This window comes from Actinokineospora iranica (assembly GCF_900101685.1).
GTDB classification, from domain to species: Bacteria; Actinomycetota; Actinomycetes; order Mycobacteriales; family Pseudonocardiaceae; genus Actinokineospora; species Actinokineospora iranica.
Window position 1 is genome coordinate 88,172 of the sequence record NZ_FMZZ01000005.1, and the last position, 14,916, is coordinate 103,087.

Annotated in this window: 16 protein-coding genes; 8 read left to right on the forward strand and 8 right to left on the reverse strand. The window is 70.4% G+C overall.

Features of this window, described 5'->3' with window-relative positions:
• Positions 1-11 precede the first annotated feature (11 nt).
• Positions 12-2,150, reverse strand: coding sequence for a molybdopterin-dependent oxidoreductase (locus BLS56_RS12285; protein WP_091450151.1), 2,139 nt, complete (start codon positions 2,148-2,150; stop codon positions 12-14).
• Between the two features lie 109 nt (positions 2,151-2,259).
• On the opposite strand from BLS56_RS12285, the gene BLS56_RS12290 reads away from it, so the two are divergent.
• Both BLS56_RS12290 and BLS56_RS12295 read left to right on the forward strand, forming a co-directional pair.
• On the forward strand, positions 2,260-3,369 hold the full coding sequence (locus BLS56_RS12290) for a glycoside hydrolase family 76 protein (protein ID WP_091450152.1): 1,110 nt from the start codon (positions 2,260-2,262) through the stop codon (positions 3,367-3,369).
• A 64-nt stretch (positions 3,370-3,433) separates the two neighbouring features.
• Positions 3,434-4,165 carry an SDR family oxidoreductase gene (locus tag BLS56_RS12295; protein ID WP_091450153.1) on the forward strand — a complete coding sequence of 244 codons (732 nt, stop codon included), beginning with the start codon at positions 3,434-3,436 and terminating at the stop codon, positions 4,163-4,165.
• Here BLS56_RS12295 and BLS56_RS12300 read toward each other — a convergent pair.
• Both BLS56_RS12300 and BLS56_RS12305 read right to left on the reverse strand, forming a co-directional pair.
• The gene (locus BLS56_RS12300) at positions 4,162-4,569 is read right to left on the reverse strand and encodes a MerR family transcriptional regulator (protein WP_091450154.1); all 408 of its coding nucleotides are present in this window, start codon (positions 4,567-4,569) and stop codon (positions 4,162-4,164) included. The genes BLS56_RS12295 and BLS56_RS12300 overlap by 4 nt on opposite strands.
• 16 nt (positions 4,570-4,585) lie before the next feature.
• Positions 4,586-5,569, reverse strand: a complete 984-nt coding sequence (locus tag BLS56_RS12305) for an MDR family NADP-dependent oxidoreductase (protein ID WP_091450155.1) — start codon at positions 5,567-5,569, stop codon at positions 4,586-4,588.
• Positions 5,570-5,812: 243 nt separating this feature from the next.
• Here BLS56_RS12305 and BLS56_RS31375 point away from each other — a divergent pair, with 243 nt between their 5' ends.
• Positions 5,813-5,977 (forward strand): hypothetical protein, encoded by a 165-nt coding sequence (locus BLS56_RS31375; protein WP_175482792.1) that lies wholly within the window; start codon positions 5,813-5,815, stop codon positions 5,975-5,977.
• Between the two features lie 67 nt (positions 5,978-6,044).
• A complete protein-coding gene (locus BLS56_RS12310; protein WP_091450396.1) occupies positions 6,045-6,545 on the forward strand; it encodes an SRPBCC family protein in 501 nt (166 codons plus the stop codon).
• Positions 6,546-6,649: 104 nt separating this feature from the next.
• Here BLS56_RS12310 and BLS56_RS12315 read toward each other — a convergent pair whose 3' ends face one another.
• Positions 6,650-7,639 (reverse strand): LacI family DNA-binding transcriptional regulator, encoded by a 990-nt coding sequence (locus BLS56_RS12315; protein ID WP_091450397.1) that lies wholly within the window; start codon positions 7,637-7,639, stop codon positions 6,650-6,652.
• Between the two features lie 69 nt (positions 7,640-7,708).
• Here BLS56_RS12315 and BLS56_RS12320 point away from each other — a divergent pair, with 69 nt between their 5' ends.
• Both BLS56_RS12320 and BLS56_RS12325 read left to right on the forward strand, forming a co-directional pair.
• Positions 7,709-8,326 (forward strand): nucleoside/nucleotide kinase family protein, encoded by a 618-nt coding sequence (locus BLS56_RS12320; RefSeq protein ID WP_091450156.1) that lies wholly within the window; start codon positions 7,709-7,711, stop codon positions 8,324-8,326.
• A gap of 78 nt (positions 8,327-8,404) precedes the next feature.
• The gene (locus BLS56_RS12325; protein WP_091450157.1) at positions 8,405-8,815 is read left to right on the forward strand and encodes a VOC family protein; all 411 of its coding nucleotides are present in this window, start codon (positions 8,405-8,407) and stop codon (positions 8,813-8,815) included.
• Here the strand turns inward: BLS56_RS12325 and BLS56_RS12330 are convergent.
• On the reverse strand, positions 8,805-9,446 hold the full coding sequence (locus BLS56_RS12330; protein WP_091450158.1) for a DedA family protein: 642 nt from the start codon (positions 9,444-9,446) through the stop codon (positions 8,805-8,807). The two genes, BLS56_RS12325 and BLS56_RS12330, sit on opposite strands and share 11 nt — an antisense overlap.
• A 302-nt stretch (positions 9,447-9,748) precedes the next feature.
• Between BLS56_RS12330 and BLS56_RS12335 the strand changes: the two genes are divergently transcribed.
• Positions 9,749-10,294 (forward strand): ABC transporter ATP-binding protein, encoded by a 546-nt coding sequence (locus BLS56_RS12335; protein WP_228771617.1) that lies wholly within the window; start codon positions 9,749-9,751, stop codon positions 10,292-10,294.
• Positions 10,291-11,448 carry a hypothetical protein gene (locus tag BLS56_RS12340; RefSeq protein WP_091450159.1) on the forward strand — a complete coding sequence of 386 codons (1,158 nt, stop codon included), beginning with the start codon at positions 10,291-10,293 and terminating at the stop codon, positions 11,446-11,448. The genes BLS56_RS12335 and BLS56_RS12340 overlap by 4 nt, the downstream gene beginning before the upstream one ends.
• Before the next feature lie 11 nt (positions 11,449-11,459).
• Here the strand turns inward: BLS56_RS12340 and BLS56_RS12345 are convergent, their stop codons facing one another.
• From BLS56_RS12345 to BLS56_RS12355, 3 genes are read right to left on the reverse strand one after another with little or no spacing between them, the layout of a single operon-like run.
• Positions 11,460-11,750, reverse strand: a complete 291-nt coding sequence (locus BLS56_RS12345; RefSeq protein WP_091450160.1) for a hypothetical protein — start codon at positions 11,748-11,750, stop codon at positions 11,460-11,462.
• A gap of 30 nt (positions 11,751-11,780) precedes the next feature.
• Positions 11,781-14,300 (reverse strand): MFS transporter, encoded by a 2,520-nt coding sequence (locus BLS56_RS12350; protein ID WP_091450161.1) that lies wholly within the window; start codon positions 14,298-14,300, stop codon positions 11,781-11,783.
• Complete coding sequence (locus tag BLS56_RS12355) at positions 14,297-14,827, reverse strand: MarR family winged helix-turn-helix transcriptional regulator (RefSeq protein ID WP_091450162.1); 531 nt, start codon at positions 14,825-14,827, stop codon at positions 14,297-14,299. Before BLS56_RS12355 ends, BLS56_RS12350 begins: the two co-directional genes overlap by 4 nt.
• Between the last annotated feature and the right edge of the window lie 89 nt (positions 14,828-14,916).

Consider the following 14,916-nt stretch of genomic DNA (forward strand, 5'->3'; position numbering starts at 1 on the left):
GACGGTTCCGGTCAGGCGGGGGTGATCTCCACGGGGATTCCGTTCAGGACGGCGGTGCCGGACAGGGCGTCCACTAGCAGTTCGTCGGTGAGCACGTTGGAGTTGACGCCCGGGTGCGCGGCCGCGACCGCAGCGCGGGTGCCGTCCTGGCCGTGGCCCCAGCCGTGCGGGATGCTGACGACGCCGGGGCGGATGGTGTCGGTGATCTCGACCGGGACCTCGACCTTGCCCGCGCGGGAGGTGACCACGGCCCGCGCGCCGTCGGTGAGGCCGAGGCGGGTGGCGTCGGTGGGGTGCAGTTGCGCTGTGCAGCGGTTCTGCCCGCGGACCAGGGGCGCGATGTTGTGCATCCAGGAGTTGTTCGACCCGAGTTGCCTGCGGCCGATCAGCACCATCTGGTCGTTGGGCGGGTGCGCCAGTTCGGCGGCCAGGCGGGGGACGTCGGCGGTGATGGCCGGGGGCGCGAGTTCGACCAGGGCGCTGGGGGTGGCCAGCACGTCGGGGACGCGGGGGCACAGCGGGCCGAGGTCGATGCCGTGCGGGGCGGCTTCCAGGTCGGCCAGGGTGAGGTCGTACGGGCCACCGCGCAGCAGGATGTCGATCAGGCGGGCGGGGCCGGTGCGGCCGTCGGGGACCTCGACCCCGACGCGGCGGGCGTACTCGGCTGCGACGAAGGCGTCCAGCGCGGCGATGTCGTTCGTGCCCGCGATGATCCCGGTCAGGCGCAGCAGGGTCTCCCATTCCTGCGGAAGGGTCGAGGTCAGCGCGGGTGGGGTCCAGTTGGCGACGTTGCGGACGCCGAACTGGTAGAGGGCCACGTCGTAGTGGGCGCGTTGCAGGAGGCTCGGGCCGGGAAGGATGACGTCGGCGTGCCTGCTGGTCTCGTTGAGGTAGATGTCGAGGGAGACCATGAAGTCCAGGCGCGGCAGGGCTTCGGCAAGCCTGCCCGCGTTCGGTGTGGACAGACAGGGGTTGCCGCTGACGGTGATCAGCGCCCGCACCTGGCCCGCGCCGGGGGTGTCGATCTCGTCGGCGAGGGTGGCGACCGGGAGTTCGCCCATGACCTCGGGCAGGCCGCGCACCCGGCTGCGCCAGCGGCCGTGGGTGAAGCCGCGCCGCCGTCCCGGCTGGACGTTCGCCTGCCCGGCGGCGGCGAGGGGGAACATCGCGCCGCCGGGGCTGTCCAGGTTGCCGGTAAGCGTGTTCAGGACCTCGACCAGCCACGACGCGAGCGTGCCGAACGCCTGGGTGGTCGTGCCCATCCGGCCGTAGACCGCCGCCGCGGGCGCGGCGGCCAGTTCGCGGGCCATGCGGCGGATCTCGTCGGCGGCGAGGCCGGTGATCGGCGCGACCGCGTCGGGGGTGAACGGCTCGGCGAGCGCGCGCACCTCGTCCACCCCGGACACGTGCGCGGCCAGGCGGCCCAGCGTGACCAGGTCTTCGTCGAACAGGGTGCGCACGAGGGCGAACAGCAGCAGCGCGTCGGTTCCCGGCCGGATGGCGTGGTGCTCGTCGGCCTGCTCCGCGGTGCGGGAGCGCTTGGGGTCGACCACGACGACCTTGCCGCCGCGCGCGCGGATCGCGCGCAGCCGCCCGCGCGCGTCCGGGGCGGTCATCAGGCTCCCGTTGGACACCATCGGGTTCGCGCCGAGCAGCAGCAGGTGGTCGGTGCGGTCGATGTCCGGGACGGGGACGCTCATCGGGTCGCCGAACAGGTACCCGGCGGCGAACTGCTTGGGCATCTGGTCGACGCTGCTCGCCGAGTAGAAGTTCTTCGTGCCGATCGCCTTGTAGAGGGCGCGGCCGTAGAGCGCGGTCGAGAGGTTGTGCACGGCCGGGTTGCCCGCGTAGACGGCCACGGCGTCCTTGCCGTGCTCGGCGATGATCGGCGGCAGCCGCGCCGCGATCACCGCGAACGCCTCGTCCCAGCCGACCGCGTGCCACTCGCCGTCGCGCTTGACCATCGGCGCGCGCAGCCGGTCCGGGTCGTGGTGCAGCGCCCCGATGGAGGCGCCCTTGGGGCAGAGGTAGCCGCGGGAGAAGACGTCCGCGTCGTCGCCGCGCACGGACCGCACCTGATCGCCTTCCAGTGTCACGGTAAGCCCGCAGGTGGCCTCGCACAGTGGGCACGTGATCTGCTCGGTCCGCATCGGCCCGCCCTCCCGAGATTCACCGGTACGGGGCCCAGCGTGGCACGTCCTGGTGATTGCACCCTCGGTCCGCCGACATCGGAACCGATTCAGTGCCCACGATGGACTTATGACCCGGGGCGCGGAGCAGGCTCTGCCACTGTGGGGCGCCCGGGCGGGTGTCGCGGAGTTGGCCACCCACGCCCGGCACCTGCGCCGGGTGTGGGCGCTGCCCGCGACCCGGCTCGGGATGGCCCGGTGGCCCGCGTCCCCGGGCGACCACCTGCACCTGCGTTGGAACTACTGGTGGCAGGCCCACCTGCTCGACTGCCTGGTCGACGCGCAGGACCGGGCGCCGACCGGGGTCCGGATGGGCCAGATTCTGGCGCTGGTGCGCGGCATCCGGGTGCGCAACTTCGGGGTGTGGACCAACGACTACTACGACGACATCGCCTGGCTGGGCCTGGCTCTGCTGCGCGCCGCCCGCGCGGTGCCGCTGGACGTGGCCCGCCCGCTCGCCGAGATCACCGCCCAACTGCGCGCGGGGTGGACCGACCACGGCGGCGGCGGCATCTGGTGGCGGCGCGGCGACACGTTCAAGAACGTCCCGGCCAACGGACCTGCCGCGATCCTCTTGGCCCGCGCCCACCTGGACCGCGCCGACCGGCAGCGCGCCCGGTCGATGACCGAGTGGATGGAGAGGTACCTGGTAGACCACGAGACCGGTCTGCTCTGGGACGGCCTCTATGTGCGCCCCGACGGCGCTATCCGCGAAGTGGTGACGATCGTCTACACCTACTGCCAGGGCGTCTACCTCGGCGCGTGTGTCGAACTCGCCGAAGACGACCCGGGCGGCGTCTGGGCACACCGGGCGGCCCGCACTATCCGCGCCGTGGACAACTACCTGGCGGTCGACGGCGTGCTCCCCGGCCAAGAGGGCGGCGACGGCGGGCTCTTCGCGGGCATCCTGGCGCGCTACCTGGCGCAGTCGGCCCTGCGTCTGCCGCACGCGGAAGGCGACCTGGCCCGACGGCTCGTCCTCACCTCGGCCGACGCCGCCTGGCACAACCGGGGCGTGGCCCGCAGCGGCCCGGTGTTCGGCCCCGAGTGGTCCCGGCAGGCGGTGACCCCGCGCGGTATGCGTGACCAGCGGCCGGAAAGGGACCTGTCGGTGCAGCTGTCCGGGTGGATGGTCCTGGAGGCGGCGGCGCTGCTGGAGCGTGCCAGCATCACCGAATGAGCGAGCTTGAACAATCGACACAGTGCGTAGGCGCGCGAGGCCACCGATCTTGTGAGGTGGCGTGATGAGCGTTCTCGTGGTCACCGGCGGCGGCAGGGGAATCGGCGCGGCGGTGTGCCGCCGAGCGGCGCGGGCGGGCTTCGACGTCGTGGTCAACTACGCCCACGACTCCTCAGCGGCGGACAGCGTTGTCCGCGACGTGGAAGCCGAGGGAAGGCGCGCTATCGCCGTCCAGGCAGACGTGTCCGACGAGGCCCAGGTAGCGGAACTCTTCACCCGCGCCGACGCTCTAGGCCCTCTTACCGCTCTCGTCGCCAACGCGGGCATCACCGGCGACACCCCCGGCCGCTTGGACCAGCAGTCCGCCGCCACCGTCCGCCGCGTCTTGGACGTCAACGTCACCGGCGTCTTCCTCTGCCTCCGCGAAGCCGTCCGCCGCATGTCCGCCACCGGCGGCGCGATTGTCACCATCTCCAGCACCGCCGCGCACCGCGGCTCCCCCGGCGAATGGGCGCACTACGCCGCCAGCAAAGCCGCGGTGGAGACCATGACGTTCGGCTTGGCCCAAGAGGTGGCCGGTGACGGCATCCGCGTCAACACCGTCGCCCCCGGCCTGGTCAACTCCGACCTGCACGCCGCGGCCGGAATGCCCGACCGGCCGCAGCGCCTCGCTTCCCGGATTCCGCTGGGCCGCGCGGGTGAGCCGGAGGAAATCGCCAACGGCGTGGTCTGGCTGCTCGGCCCGGAGGCGTCCTTCGTGACCGGGGCTGTCCTGCCCATCTCGGGCGGCTTCTAGGCCACTTGGTCGCCGCTGAGCAGTTCGCCGAAGCGGTGCCGCAGCGCGTCGGCCAGGCGGGCGCGCAGGGCGGTCAGCCGCTCGATCCGCCGGTCGAGGTCCGCGAGCCGCTGCTGGGCCACCTCGGCGACCGGGCAGCCGCCCAGATGGTCTCGCGGGCTCTTAGCGGCCTCACCGTCCGGCGGGAAGCGCAGGTCGAGGACGTGGGCGAAGGCCACGACGTCGCCGATGGTGAGGCCTGCCTCCAGCAGTTCCCGCACGGCGATCAGCCTGCGGACGTCCTCCGTCCGGTACTCCCGGTGCCCGGACACCGCCCGGCGCGGGGCCACCAGGCCGCGGTGCTCGTAGTAGCGCAGGGCGCGCGGGGTGAGGCCCGCCGCCGCTGCCGCGTCGCCGATTCGCATGGTCGCTCCCCAGGGTTCACAGTTCGACGAGCACGCTGCCGAAGTGGCGCCCGCCGAGTAGTTCGATCAACGCGCGCGGCGCCTGTTCAATGCCCGTGAACCGCGTGTGCGGGAACGTGACCGCCCCGGAGCGCAGGCCGTCGCCGAACGCGCGCAGCGCGGTGGGGATCGAGTCGAGATGGTCGCTCGCCGGCATCCCGCGCAGGGTGATGCCGCGCAGGATGAGGTGCCCGGTGTCGATCTCGACGGGCGCGCTGAACCCGCCGGAAAGCTGGGTGGACAGCGCGCCGACCAGCGCGACCCGCGCACCTTGCCGGGCGATGGACAGCGCTGCCGTCAGCTGCTCGCCGCCCACGTTGTCGAAGACGGCGTCGATGCCCTCGGGCGCGGCGGCCCGGAGCTGGTCCTCGATCGGACCGCCGCCGCGCAGGACGACGGCGTCGTACCCGTGCTCGGCGACCAGCCGCCGCCCCTTGGCCGGGGACCCGGTGCTGCCGATCACCCGGGCGGCGCCTGCCAGCCGGGCGAACTGCGCGACCATCGAGCCGACACCGCCCGCGGCGCCGGTCACGAACACGGTGTCCCCCGCCCGGACCTCGGCGGCCCGCACCCCCAGCCACGCGATCACCCCCTGCGACAGGTGGGCGGCCGGATCGGGCAGCTCGTCGCCGACGTGCCGCGCGGCCGCGGCGTCGACCAGCGCGTACTCCCGCCAGCCCTGGTCGTGCACGACCAGGTCGCCGGGGTTGCCTCCGTCGCCCGCGACCACCTCGCCGATGGTGGGCGCCCACAGCGGCGCGCCGAGCGCGGCGGGCGGGACGGGCAGGTCGGCTTCGCCCAGCACCAGGGTGCCCATCACCGCGGTGACGCTCATGAGTCGGTTGCGCACGAGCACCTGGCCGGGGCCGGGCTCGGGGACGGGGACCTCCACGACGGCGAAGTGCTCCGCCTTCGGGGTGTCTTCCGGACGTGCGATCAGGTGAATCTCGCGGTGAGTCATGGCGCTCCTCGGCTAGGACAGCCGGGCGACGCTACAACTTGACGCGCGCGTCAACCGCAAGCGGCGAATCACCGGTCGAAGTGGGCCGTGACCGTGGTGCGGCCGTCGTCGGTGACGCTGACGACGACCTCGGTCTCGGTGACGGTCGCGTGCACCGCGGCCACCCCGGGCCCGGGGCCAGCGACACGCGTGTGAACTGGCGAGTACGCGGGTATGAGCCACGCAGAGGAAGGAGTGAGCAGTATGCCGGACCAATTCGTCGACCTGAATCCGACGGTGACCGATGAGCAGCGCAGGCGGGCGGCGCGTGTCGTGGCGGCCGCTTCGGTAGACGCGCGGGAATGCGCGGAACTGCTGGCGATGCTCGGCCTGACCGACGCCGCTGCGGAAGAGCGCCACGCGGCCTGAGGTGTAAGCCAGGACCGCATGGGTATTCCATGACAGACAAAGATCGAATGAGGAGGAGTTGATCGCGTTGAGCACGATCACCGAGTCCGTCGACGTGGCCGTCCCGGTGTCCACCGCTTACAACCAGTGGACCCAGTTCGAGACGTTTCCTCGGTTCATGGAAGGCGTGGAGGAGATTCGACAACTCGACGCCACGCACACCCATTGGGTCACCAAAATCGGCGGGGTGACCCGAGAATTCGACGCGAAGATCACCGAGCAGATCCCGGACGAGCGGGTCGCGTGGCATTCGGAGGGAAAACCGGACCACGGCGGTGTGGTGACCTTCCACCGGCTGGACGAGAAGACGACCCGGGTCACCGCGCAGATGGAGATCGACCCCGAGGGCTTCGCGGAGAATGTCGCCGACAAGGTCGGCATTCTGAATCACCGCGTCAAGGGCGACATGAAGCGCTTCAAGGAGTTCATCGAGGAGCGCGGCGGTCGAGAGACTGGTGCCTGGCGAGGCGAGGTGGACGCGTCGCCGCAGGCGCCGCCCCCGCCGCAGCCGCCGCCCTCGATGTACTGAGCAGAAGGTCCAGCGGCCGAAGCTCTAGTGGAAGTACCAGAAAGACCATCTGAATGCCCCCACCCCGAAACCCCGGCGACGGCGCGTCGCCGGGGTTTCGGGGCTCAGCGGCAGCCGCAGGAGCCGCGGTGGACCAGTTCGGGGGCCAGCAGCACGGTCTCCGGCGGGGTGTCGGGGTCGGCCAGCCGGGCGAGCAGGAGCCGCACGGCGGTGCGCCCGATCTCGTCCACCGGGTGCGCCATGGTGGTGATGCCGGGGTCGACCAGATCGGCCCAGTCGACCTCGTCGTGGCCGACGATGGCGAACTCCTTGCCGATCTCCAGGCCGTGCGCGCGGGCCTCCCGGTACGCGCCCGCCGTCATCGCCCCGTTGCCGGTGATGACGGCGGTCGGCCGCTCCGGCACCGTGAGCAGCCGCCGCAGGGCCAGCACGCCGTCCTCATGGGTCGCGCCGCCGCCAGCGACGAGGTTCGAGTCCCACCGCAGGCCCGCGCGGCCCAGGCCGAGCCGGTAGCCGAGGGTGCGCTCCTCGCTGGCGCCCATCCACTCGACGCCGCTGATGAACCCGATGCGCCGGTGCCCCGCCGCGGCCAGGTGCGACACCAGCGTCGAGGTGGACTGGATGTTCTCCGGCCCCACCTGGTCGAGTTTGACCTTGTGCGACACCCGGTCGACCAGCACGGCTGGCACGTTGGTGCGGGCCAGTTGCTCCAGGGTCGTGGTGTCGCCGGGGGCGGGCGTGAGCAGCATCCCGTCGACCCGCCTGGCCTGGAGTTTGCGCACGGCGGCGCGTTCGCCGTCGGCGTGGTCGAGGGTGTCGCCCAGGAGCACGGTGTAGCCCGCCGCGGTCGCCTCGGCCTCGATGGCGTGGATGAGCTGGGCCAGGTGCGGGTTGGCCAGCAGCGACATGGCGACGCCGATGGACTTGGTGCCCCCGGTGACCAGGGAGCGGGCGATGACGTTGCCGGTGTATCCGGTCTTCTCGATCGCGGCGATGACCCGCTCGCGGGTTCCGGGGGCCACGGACCGGGTCTCGTTCACCACATGTGAGACCGTGCTGATCGAGACCCCCGCGAGTCTGGCGACGTCTTCCATGGTGGCCATGACGATCACGCTCCTCTCAGCAAACGCTTGCGTGACCCTATCGACCGAGAGGAGTAGCCCATGCGGCGGGATGCGACCTACGGCGAACTGGTAAAGCGGGCGGCGGCGCTGGCCGTCCCGGGCGAGCGCCGCCTGCTCGGCATCTGCGGCTCTCCGGGCTCCGGTAAGTCGACTTTGGCGGCCCGTCTTGTCGCGGATCTGGGAGACCGCGCCGCCCTGGTGGCCATGGACGGCTTCCACCTCGCCCAGCGCGAGCTTGACCGCCTCGGCCGCGCCGACCGCAAAGGCGCCCCCGACACCTTCGACGCCGACGGCTACGCCGACCTCTTACGCAAGCTGCGCACCACCCGCGACAGGACTGTCTACGCCCCGGAGTTCCGCCGCGAGATCGAGGAACCCATCGCCAACGCGGTCCCGGTGAGCTGTGACGTTGCGCTCGTGGTCACCGAAGGCAACTACCTGCTGCTGTGGCCGGACGTCCGCGCCCTGCTCGACGAGGTCTGGTACCTCGACCCCGGCGACGAACTCCGCCGAAAACGCCTGCTCGACCGCCATCTGGCCTACGGGAAGTCACCCGAACAGGCGTACGACCGCACCTACGGTTCGGACGAGCGCAACGCCACACTGGTCGCTGCGACCGGGCGAATGGCGGATCTCGTCCTGCGAAAGATCGAATAATGGCCCGCGCCGCCGACCCCGGGCTGGGGCACTATGGCGAACGGCCCACCCGCACGAGGCACGGAAGGACGGTAGTCGATGCCCGCGTTGACCGGTGTGCACCACGTCGCGCTGACGGTCACGGACGTGGACCGCAGCGTCCCCTGGTACGAGCGCGTCCTCGGCTTCACCACGGCCGGGCGCACAGACGAAGGCGAGCACGGCCTGCGCAAGGTGTTCCTGCGCGGGTTCGGCATCACCCTGACCCTGGTGCAGCACCCCGGCGGCGGCCGCGCCGCGTTCGACGAGTGCAGACCCGGGCTCGACCACCTGACGTTCTCCGTGCCGGACGAGGCCACCCTGCGGGTCTGGACCGACCGGCTCACCGAGCACGGCGTCACGTTCTCCCCGATCACCGAGGAGATCAGCGCCCCGGGGGCCGCCGTGGTGTCCCTGCGCGACCCCGACGGCATCCAGCTCGTCCTGTGGGCCCCGCCCGCTACTCCGTGACCGTCACGGTGTCGACGGGCTTGTGCATCTCCTGGCGGTAGCGCCAGATGCCCCACCCCGTGCCGAAGACGAAGAACGCGATGCTGATGACCAGGGCCGCCGTCTCCAGCCACGGCAGCTTGTGGAGCAGCCCCGCGCCGTAGTAGCCCAGCAGGACCAGCGTCGGCACCCAGGCCACACCGCCGATGAAGGTCGCCAGCATGAACCGCCGCGGGTCCATCTTCGCGGCCCCCGCGATCAGCGGAGCCAGCGTCCGAATCCACGGAATCCACCGGGCGATGACGATCGCGAAGAACCCGCGCCGGTCCAGGAAATCCCGGGCGCGTTCGAGGTTGTGCTGGTTGAGCACCTTCCCGCCACGCCGCGTGATGATCGCGTGACCGGTCTTGCTGCCGATGTAGTAGCCAAGCTGGTTGCCGACCACCGCGGTGATGGTCGCCGCCAGGGAGAGCCACCAGGCCTGGTGCTCGTGGTTGTTCTGGGCGAGCACCAGGCCCGCCGCGAACAGCAGGGAGTCGCCGGGCAGGAACAGGCCCACGATGAAGGCGCACTCGGCGAACACGAAGCCGAGCACGATGGCCCAGACGAGCAGCGGACCAGCGGATTCCAGCACGCCGAGAGCGGAGGTCACCGGCGTAGGTTACGTGCCGTGGGGGCGGCTGTGCAGGTGAACTACGCCCTATTCATCGGGCTTTGGCTGCTGTGCAACCTGGTGCTTGGGGCTGTGTGCGGGGGCTGGGGCGGGCTTGGGCTCGGGGTTTGGTGGGTGGGGCTCGATTGGGTGGCTGGCACGGGCTTGGGCTCTTGGGTGTGGGTTGGCGTGGTGATGGTTCTTGGTCCGGTGGTGGTTTGGGGCTGGTCGTGGTTTTGGGCCTGGGGGAACCTCTTTTGGGGTTCTGGCGTTCGGAGGGTGTGCTGGTTCTGGGGCGTGGGGTGGGGGTCGCGGTTGGTGAGCGGTGGTTGTTTCGGGGGCTTGATTTAACGGTTTCGGCTGGTGAATGTGTCGCGCTGACTGGTGCCAACGGGGCGGGTAAGTCGACGTTGCTGCGGTGTCTGTATGGGACGCAGGAGTTGACTGAGGGGGACGTCACGGTTGACGGGCGGGTGCCGGATGAGCGGGAGGTGGGGTTTCGGAAGAGTGTTTCGGTGTTGATGGATGACTCGGCGTTGTTTGACGAGTTCACGCCGGGGCAGCATTTTGATCTGTTGGGGGTTTCGCCGGAGCACAGGTTGCCTGAGGTGCCCGCGTTTCAGCTTTCCGCTGGTCAGCGGCGGCGGTTGCTGCTCTTGGGGGCGCTGGCCAGGCCGCATCGGCTGTTGTTGCTGGATGAGCCGGAGCGGGCGTTGGACGCCGCTGGGCGGATGTGGTTGGCCGGGCTGGTGAAGGACGCGAAGGCGGCTGGGTCGGCGGTGGTTGTCGCCAGTCATTTTCCGCCGTTGGTTGAGGCTGTGGCCGATCAGGTCATCGATCTGACGTGAAGCACTCCGACAAGCATGTCGCCGGGTTCGTCGTTGTCGGGCTGCTGACCCTGCCGTTCTACAAGGCGGACGACCTGCGGGAGAAGTTCGTCGGTTCGCATGTCGTTCCGCCCGGCGCTGCCCTCGCGGTTCTCCTGCTCGCTCTGGCCGTTGCCACCTTGTCCCTGCTGCGCCGTGACCATGTGTGGATCAATCCGGCGCACCTCACCTGGGATGACAGCGGTGACCGTGACCGTCCGATCCGCCTGCGTCTGCGGCTCGCCTGGGCGGTTCGGTTCGGGGTGGTCGGATATCTGTTCGCCGCCGCCGCTCTGGTGCTGGGATGGCCGCCGCTGGGGTTGTCGGCGGTGTTGTTCGTTGCCACGGCGGTCTTCGCCTACCGGTGGGCGGCTCGGCCGGTCAGGGGGTGGGCCGTCGAACTCGCTGTGCCGTTCCTTCTCGCCGTGCTCGCCGCCCTCTTCGCCGGGGGCGCGGTGCTCTGGGCTGCCGCCGCTGTCCTGGCCGTCGCCGCGCTCGGCGCAACCGGGCCGCCCGGCCGCGCCCGCCGCGACGAGTTGGTCCGGGGGTGGAACGCCCGCGTGCTGCGGTCGGTGTCGGCGGCGTTCGGCGACTTTCTGGCCCTCCTGCCCACGGCGCGTCCCGTGAAACTGCGGCTCACCAACACTGTCCGCTACGTGGTCGCGGGTGTTCTCGCGCGCCGCCAAGCCTTGCCGTTGGCTCTGCTTCTGGCGCTGGCTGTTCCGGTGCTGCACCGCGTCTTCCCGGTGGTCGACCCGCTGTGGTGGACGGGCCTCGGCGCCTACTTCGTGGCCCTGCCATTCGGCGGCGCGCTGACCGACCTGCGGGTGGCAGGCCGCAGGCGATGGCTGCCCGCGACGAATCGGACGATCAAGGCGACGACCTTGGTGGTTTTGACCGTCGTCGGGCTCGCCTGGGCCGGGCTGACTGTCCTCTTCGGACTCCCGTTCGCGCCCGCCGCCCTGCCGATCGCCGCCCTCGCCGCCGTCCGCACAGCGGCCCGGCCCGACATCGACTTCACGGTCCAAGGCGCCGTTGACGTCGGGGGCATGTACGCGCCCATCGGGCTGGTCTACCAGCTTGTGCGCGGTCCGGACCTTCTGCTGTTCGGACTCCTTGTGGTGTCCGGATTCTGACCGTACGGACGCTAGGACGGGCCGACGGTGAGTTTCGCCAGGACGTCCTGCGGGTCGCTCAGATACGCGTAGCCCTCCCGTGGCCCACCGAACAGGGCCAGCAGGTCAGCGACTCTCTGGTACTCCGCCACAGTGATGGTTGTCCTGCGCCGCACCAGCGGCGCGCACAGGCTGTCGACCAACTCGCCCCATTCCCCGGCGTCGCTGAGCCGCCGGTAACCGGCCACGGTCTCCGGCGGCAGGCGGTCGGCCAGAATCTCCAAGAGGGCGCGGGAATCGTTGTTCAGCTTGACGAGGTCCACTGTGCTCCTGTCCGGATTTCCCGGTTGCTTTCACTCGTCGTGGCCGAGGGTGACGTTGTGTTCGCCGAGTCGGCCCGCGGTGAGGCGGATCTGGCTCGTGGTGGGTGAGTAGCCGCTGGCGATCACCGTGTACTCGCCTTCGGCCAGGTCGTCTATCAGGTAGTGGCCGTCAGAGTCGGTCGTGGTCACGGTGATGACGTTGCCTGTGGAGTCCAGGACGGTGATTCTCGCGTTGGGCACCGGGTCGCCGGTGGTGGTGCGGGCTGTGCCGGATAGCTCCGCGCCGCCGACGAGTTCTATGTCGTGGCGGATTTCTCCGGTGGTGGGCACAGTGAGCGGCAGGGCGGTGGGGCGGAACGTTTCCGCGCTCACCACCAGGGTGTGGGCGCCCGCGCGGACGCCGCTGAAGCGGTAGCTGCCGTCGGAGGCGCTGGGCTGGGTTTCGACGACCTCGCCGCGGGCGTCGGTGAGGGTCACTCTGGCCGTGGTGACGGGAGTGTGGCCGTCGGCGGCCATCACGAAGCCGTGCAGGACGGTCGCGCCCGCCAGTGTGACGTCTACAGTGGACTGTCCAGTTCGGACTTTCACGGTGGTAGCCCTGGGCTGGTGGTCCGGTGCGGAGGCGATCAGCACATACGACCCGGGGAGCGGGGCGTCCAGCAGATAGCCGCCGTCGTTGTCCGCGCCCGCGCGGCCGACTTGCCTGCCATCGGCGTCGATCAGGGTCAGGGTGGCGCCGGGGAGTGTCGAGCCGTCCGGCCGTCGCACCTGGCCGCGCAGGCCGGGGGGTGATTTGGCCGCGCTGGCTCGCAGCGCCGAGGGCTGGAACGCCAGGAAGCCGTTGTTGTGCTCGTCCGGGGTCTTGTCGTCTTTGGGCGGGTCGACCCGCTCGCCGCCCTCCAGCGCGGCGCTCTGGATGCCGCTGGTCATCCGCAGCGGGATCTCCTTGATGAACAGCGACACCACGAACGCCAGGCTCATCACGCCCGCGCCGACCAGGAACACCAGTTGGATCGACTCGACAAAGCCTTGTTGGAACGGCAGCGCCAGCCGCGGGTCGACCTTGAGCAGGAACGACGAGTCCTGCAAGACCGCGCCACCGCCGCCGCCTTCCAGCGCGGCGAAGACCGGCTGGTTGACCGGGTTCGCGCGCACCGCGGGGTCGGCGATCGCGGCTTGGAACTCCGGGTTCGCCGCCGCGGCGCGGAAAGCGGAGCTGATGTTATCCGCGACCGTGCTGAACAGCAGCGACAGGAACACCGCGACACCCAGGGTTCCGCCGAGCTGCCGGAAGAACGTCGCCGACGCGGTGGCCACACCCATGTCGCGGAACGGCACCGCGTTCTGCGCCGCCACGGTCAGCGTCTGCATACAGTTGCCCAGACCGAGGCCGAACACGGTCATGTAGACGATCGGCTGCCACAGCGGCGAGCCGACCCCCACGGTGTGGAACAGCAGCAGGCCGGTGACCAGCAGCGCGGAGCCGATGACCGGGAACACCTTGTAGTGCCCGGTGCGCGAGGTGATCTGCCCGGAGGTCACCGAGGCGATCATGATGCCGAGCATCATCGGCACCATCATCAGCCCGGCGTCGGTGGGTGTCATACCGCGCACGATCTGCAAGTACTGCGGCACCATGGAGATCCCGCCGAACATGCCGACACCCAGGATCGTCCCGGCGATGATCGTCATGGCGAACGTCGAGGTGCGGAACAGCCGCAGCGGGATCAGCGCCTCGTCCTTCATCGCGCGCTCCACCAGCAGGAACGAGATCAGGCCGACGAACCCGGTGCCGTAGCAGGCCAGCGCCAGAGCCGAGCCCCAGCCCCACTCGTGGCCCTGTTCGGCCACGATCAGCAGCGGCACGACGGTGACCGACAGGAAGACCGCGCCGAAATAGTCGATGCGGTGGTCGTGGCGCTGGTGCGGGATGTTGAGGACCTTGGTGACCACGAACAGCGCGATCACGCCGATCGGCACGTTCACCAGGAACACCCAGCGCCAGCCGGTGATGCCCAGGATCTCGCCGTGCCCGGCGAAGAACCCGCCGATGACCGGCCCGAGCACGCTGGAGGTGCCGAACACGGCGAGGAAGTAGCCCTGGTATTTGGCCCGCCGCCGGGGCGGCACGATATCGGCGATGATCGTCAGCGCCAGCGACATCAGCCCGCCCGCGCCGAGCCCTTGCAGCGCGCGGTAAGCCGCCAACTCGTACATCGACGTGGCCAGCGTGCAGGCCAGCGAGCCGACGATGAAGATCGTGATCGCGGTGATGAAGAACGGCTTGCGGCCGTAGATGTCGGAGAGCTTGCCGTAGAGCGGGGTCGTGATCGTGGAGGTGATCAGGTAGGCGGTGGTCGCCCACGCCTGCAGGCTCAGGCCGTTGAGGTCGTCGGCGATGGTCCTGATCGAGGTGCCGATGATGGTCTGGTCGAGCGCGGCCAGGAACATGCCGAGCATCAGGCCGGACAGGATCACCAGGATCTGCCGGTGGGTCAGGCCGGAGTCCTCCGGCGCGGCGTGCTTCGCCGGGGCGGTGGCGGCGGTCATGCTGGCTCCCCCTGGTAGTTCTCAGTGTCGGAGTTCTCAGTGCCGGAGTTCTCAGTGCTGAAGTTCTCAGTGCTGAAGTTCTCGATGTCGGTGTTGAGGCGGCCGAGCAGGCGCACCAGGGCGCGGCGGTCGTCGGCCGGCCACGGCGCGAGCAGCCGGGCGATCTGCCGGGTGCGATGCGCCCGGTTCTCGGCGAACAGCCGGTTGCCCTCCGCGGTCGGCACGAGCACGCAGGCCCGGCCGTCCTGAGGGTCGGCGCGCCGCTCGACCAGGCCGTGCGCGACCAGCGCGCTCACCTGCCTGCTCACTGTCGACGGGTCGGAGTGCACGGCCTCGGCGAGCGCGTTCGCGCGCAGCGGGCCGACCTGCACGAGCGTGCCGAGCAGCGCGTAGTTCGAGCGCTCGACCGCGTCGCGGGAGCCGGTGGTGAAGTGCTGCTTCGCGTGGTTGCTCAGCCGCAGGAAGCGCACGAGCTGGTGGCCGAGTTCATCGGCCGTTGCCAGGTCCTCGGGGATCGTGTCCGCCATGCCGTGTCCTTGGTTGCACACTACAACTGGTTGCGTTGGCCAAGCATGTTCTTTTCTTGGCGTGATCGCAAGCCACTAGTGAGCACTCG

What these genes read in the sequence shown, in the direction of transcription:
- BLS56_RS12285 (WP_091450151.1), bottom strand. Translation starts at nt 2,150, where the DNA reads ATGCGGACCGAGCAGATCACGTGCCCACTGTGCGAGGCCACCTGCGGG.
- BLS56_RS12290 (WP_091450152.1), top strand. Translation starts at nt 2,260, where the DNA reads ATGACCCGGGGCGCGGAGCAGGCTCTGCCACTGTGGGGCGCCCGGGCG.
- BLS56_RS12295 (WP_091450153.1), top strand. Translation starts at nt 3,434, where the DNA reads ATGAGCGTTCTCGTGGTCACCGGCGGCGGCAGGGGAATCGGCGCGGCG.
- BLS56_RS12300 (WP_091450154.1), bottom strand. Translation starts at nt 4,569, where the DNA reads ATGCGAATCGGCGACGCGGCAGCGGCGGCGGGCCTCACCCCGCGCGCC.
- BLS56_RS12305 (WP_091450155.1), bottom strand. Translation starts at nt 5,569, where the DNA reads ATGACTCACCGCGAGATTCACCTGATCGCACGTCCGGAAGACACCCCG.
- BLS56_RS31375 (WP_175482792.1), top strand. Translation starts at nt 5,813, where the DNA reads ATGCCGGACCAATTCGTCGACCTGAATCCGACGGTGACCGATGAGCAG.
- BLS56_RS12315 (WP_091450397.1), bottom strand. Translation starts at nt 7,639, where the DNA reads ATGGAAGACGTCGCCAGACTCGCGGGGGTCTCGATCAGCACGGTCTCA.
- BLS56_RS12320 (WP_091450156.1), top strand. Translation starts at nt 7,709, where the DNA reads ATGCGGCGGGATGCGACCTACGGCGAACTGGTAAAGCGGGCGGCGGCG.
- BLS56_RS12325 (WP_091450157.1), top strand. Translation starts at nt 8,405, where the DNA reads ATGCCCGCGTTGACCGGTGTGCACCACGTCGCGCTGACGGTCACGGAC.
- BLS56_RS12350 (WP_091450161.1), bottom strand. Translation starts at nt 14,300, where the DNA reads ATGACCGCCGCCACCGCCCCGGCGAAGCACGCCGCGCCGGAGGACTCC.
- BLS56_RS12355 (WP_091450162.1), bottom strand. Translation starts at nt 14,827, where the DNA reads ATGGCGGACACGATCCCCGAGGACCTGGCAACGGCCGATGAACTCGGC.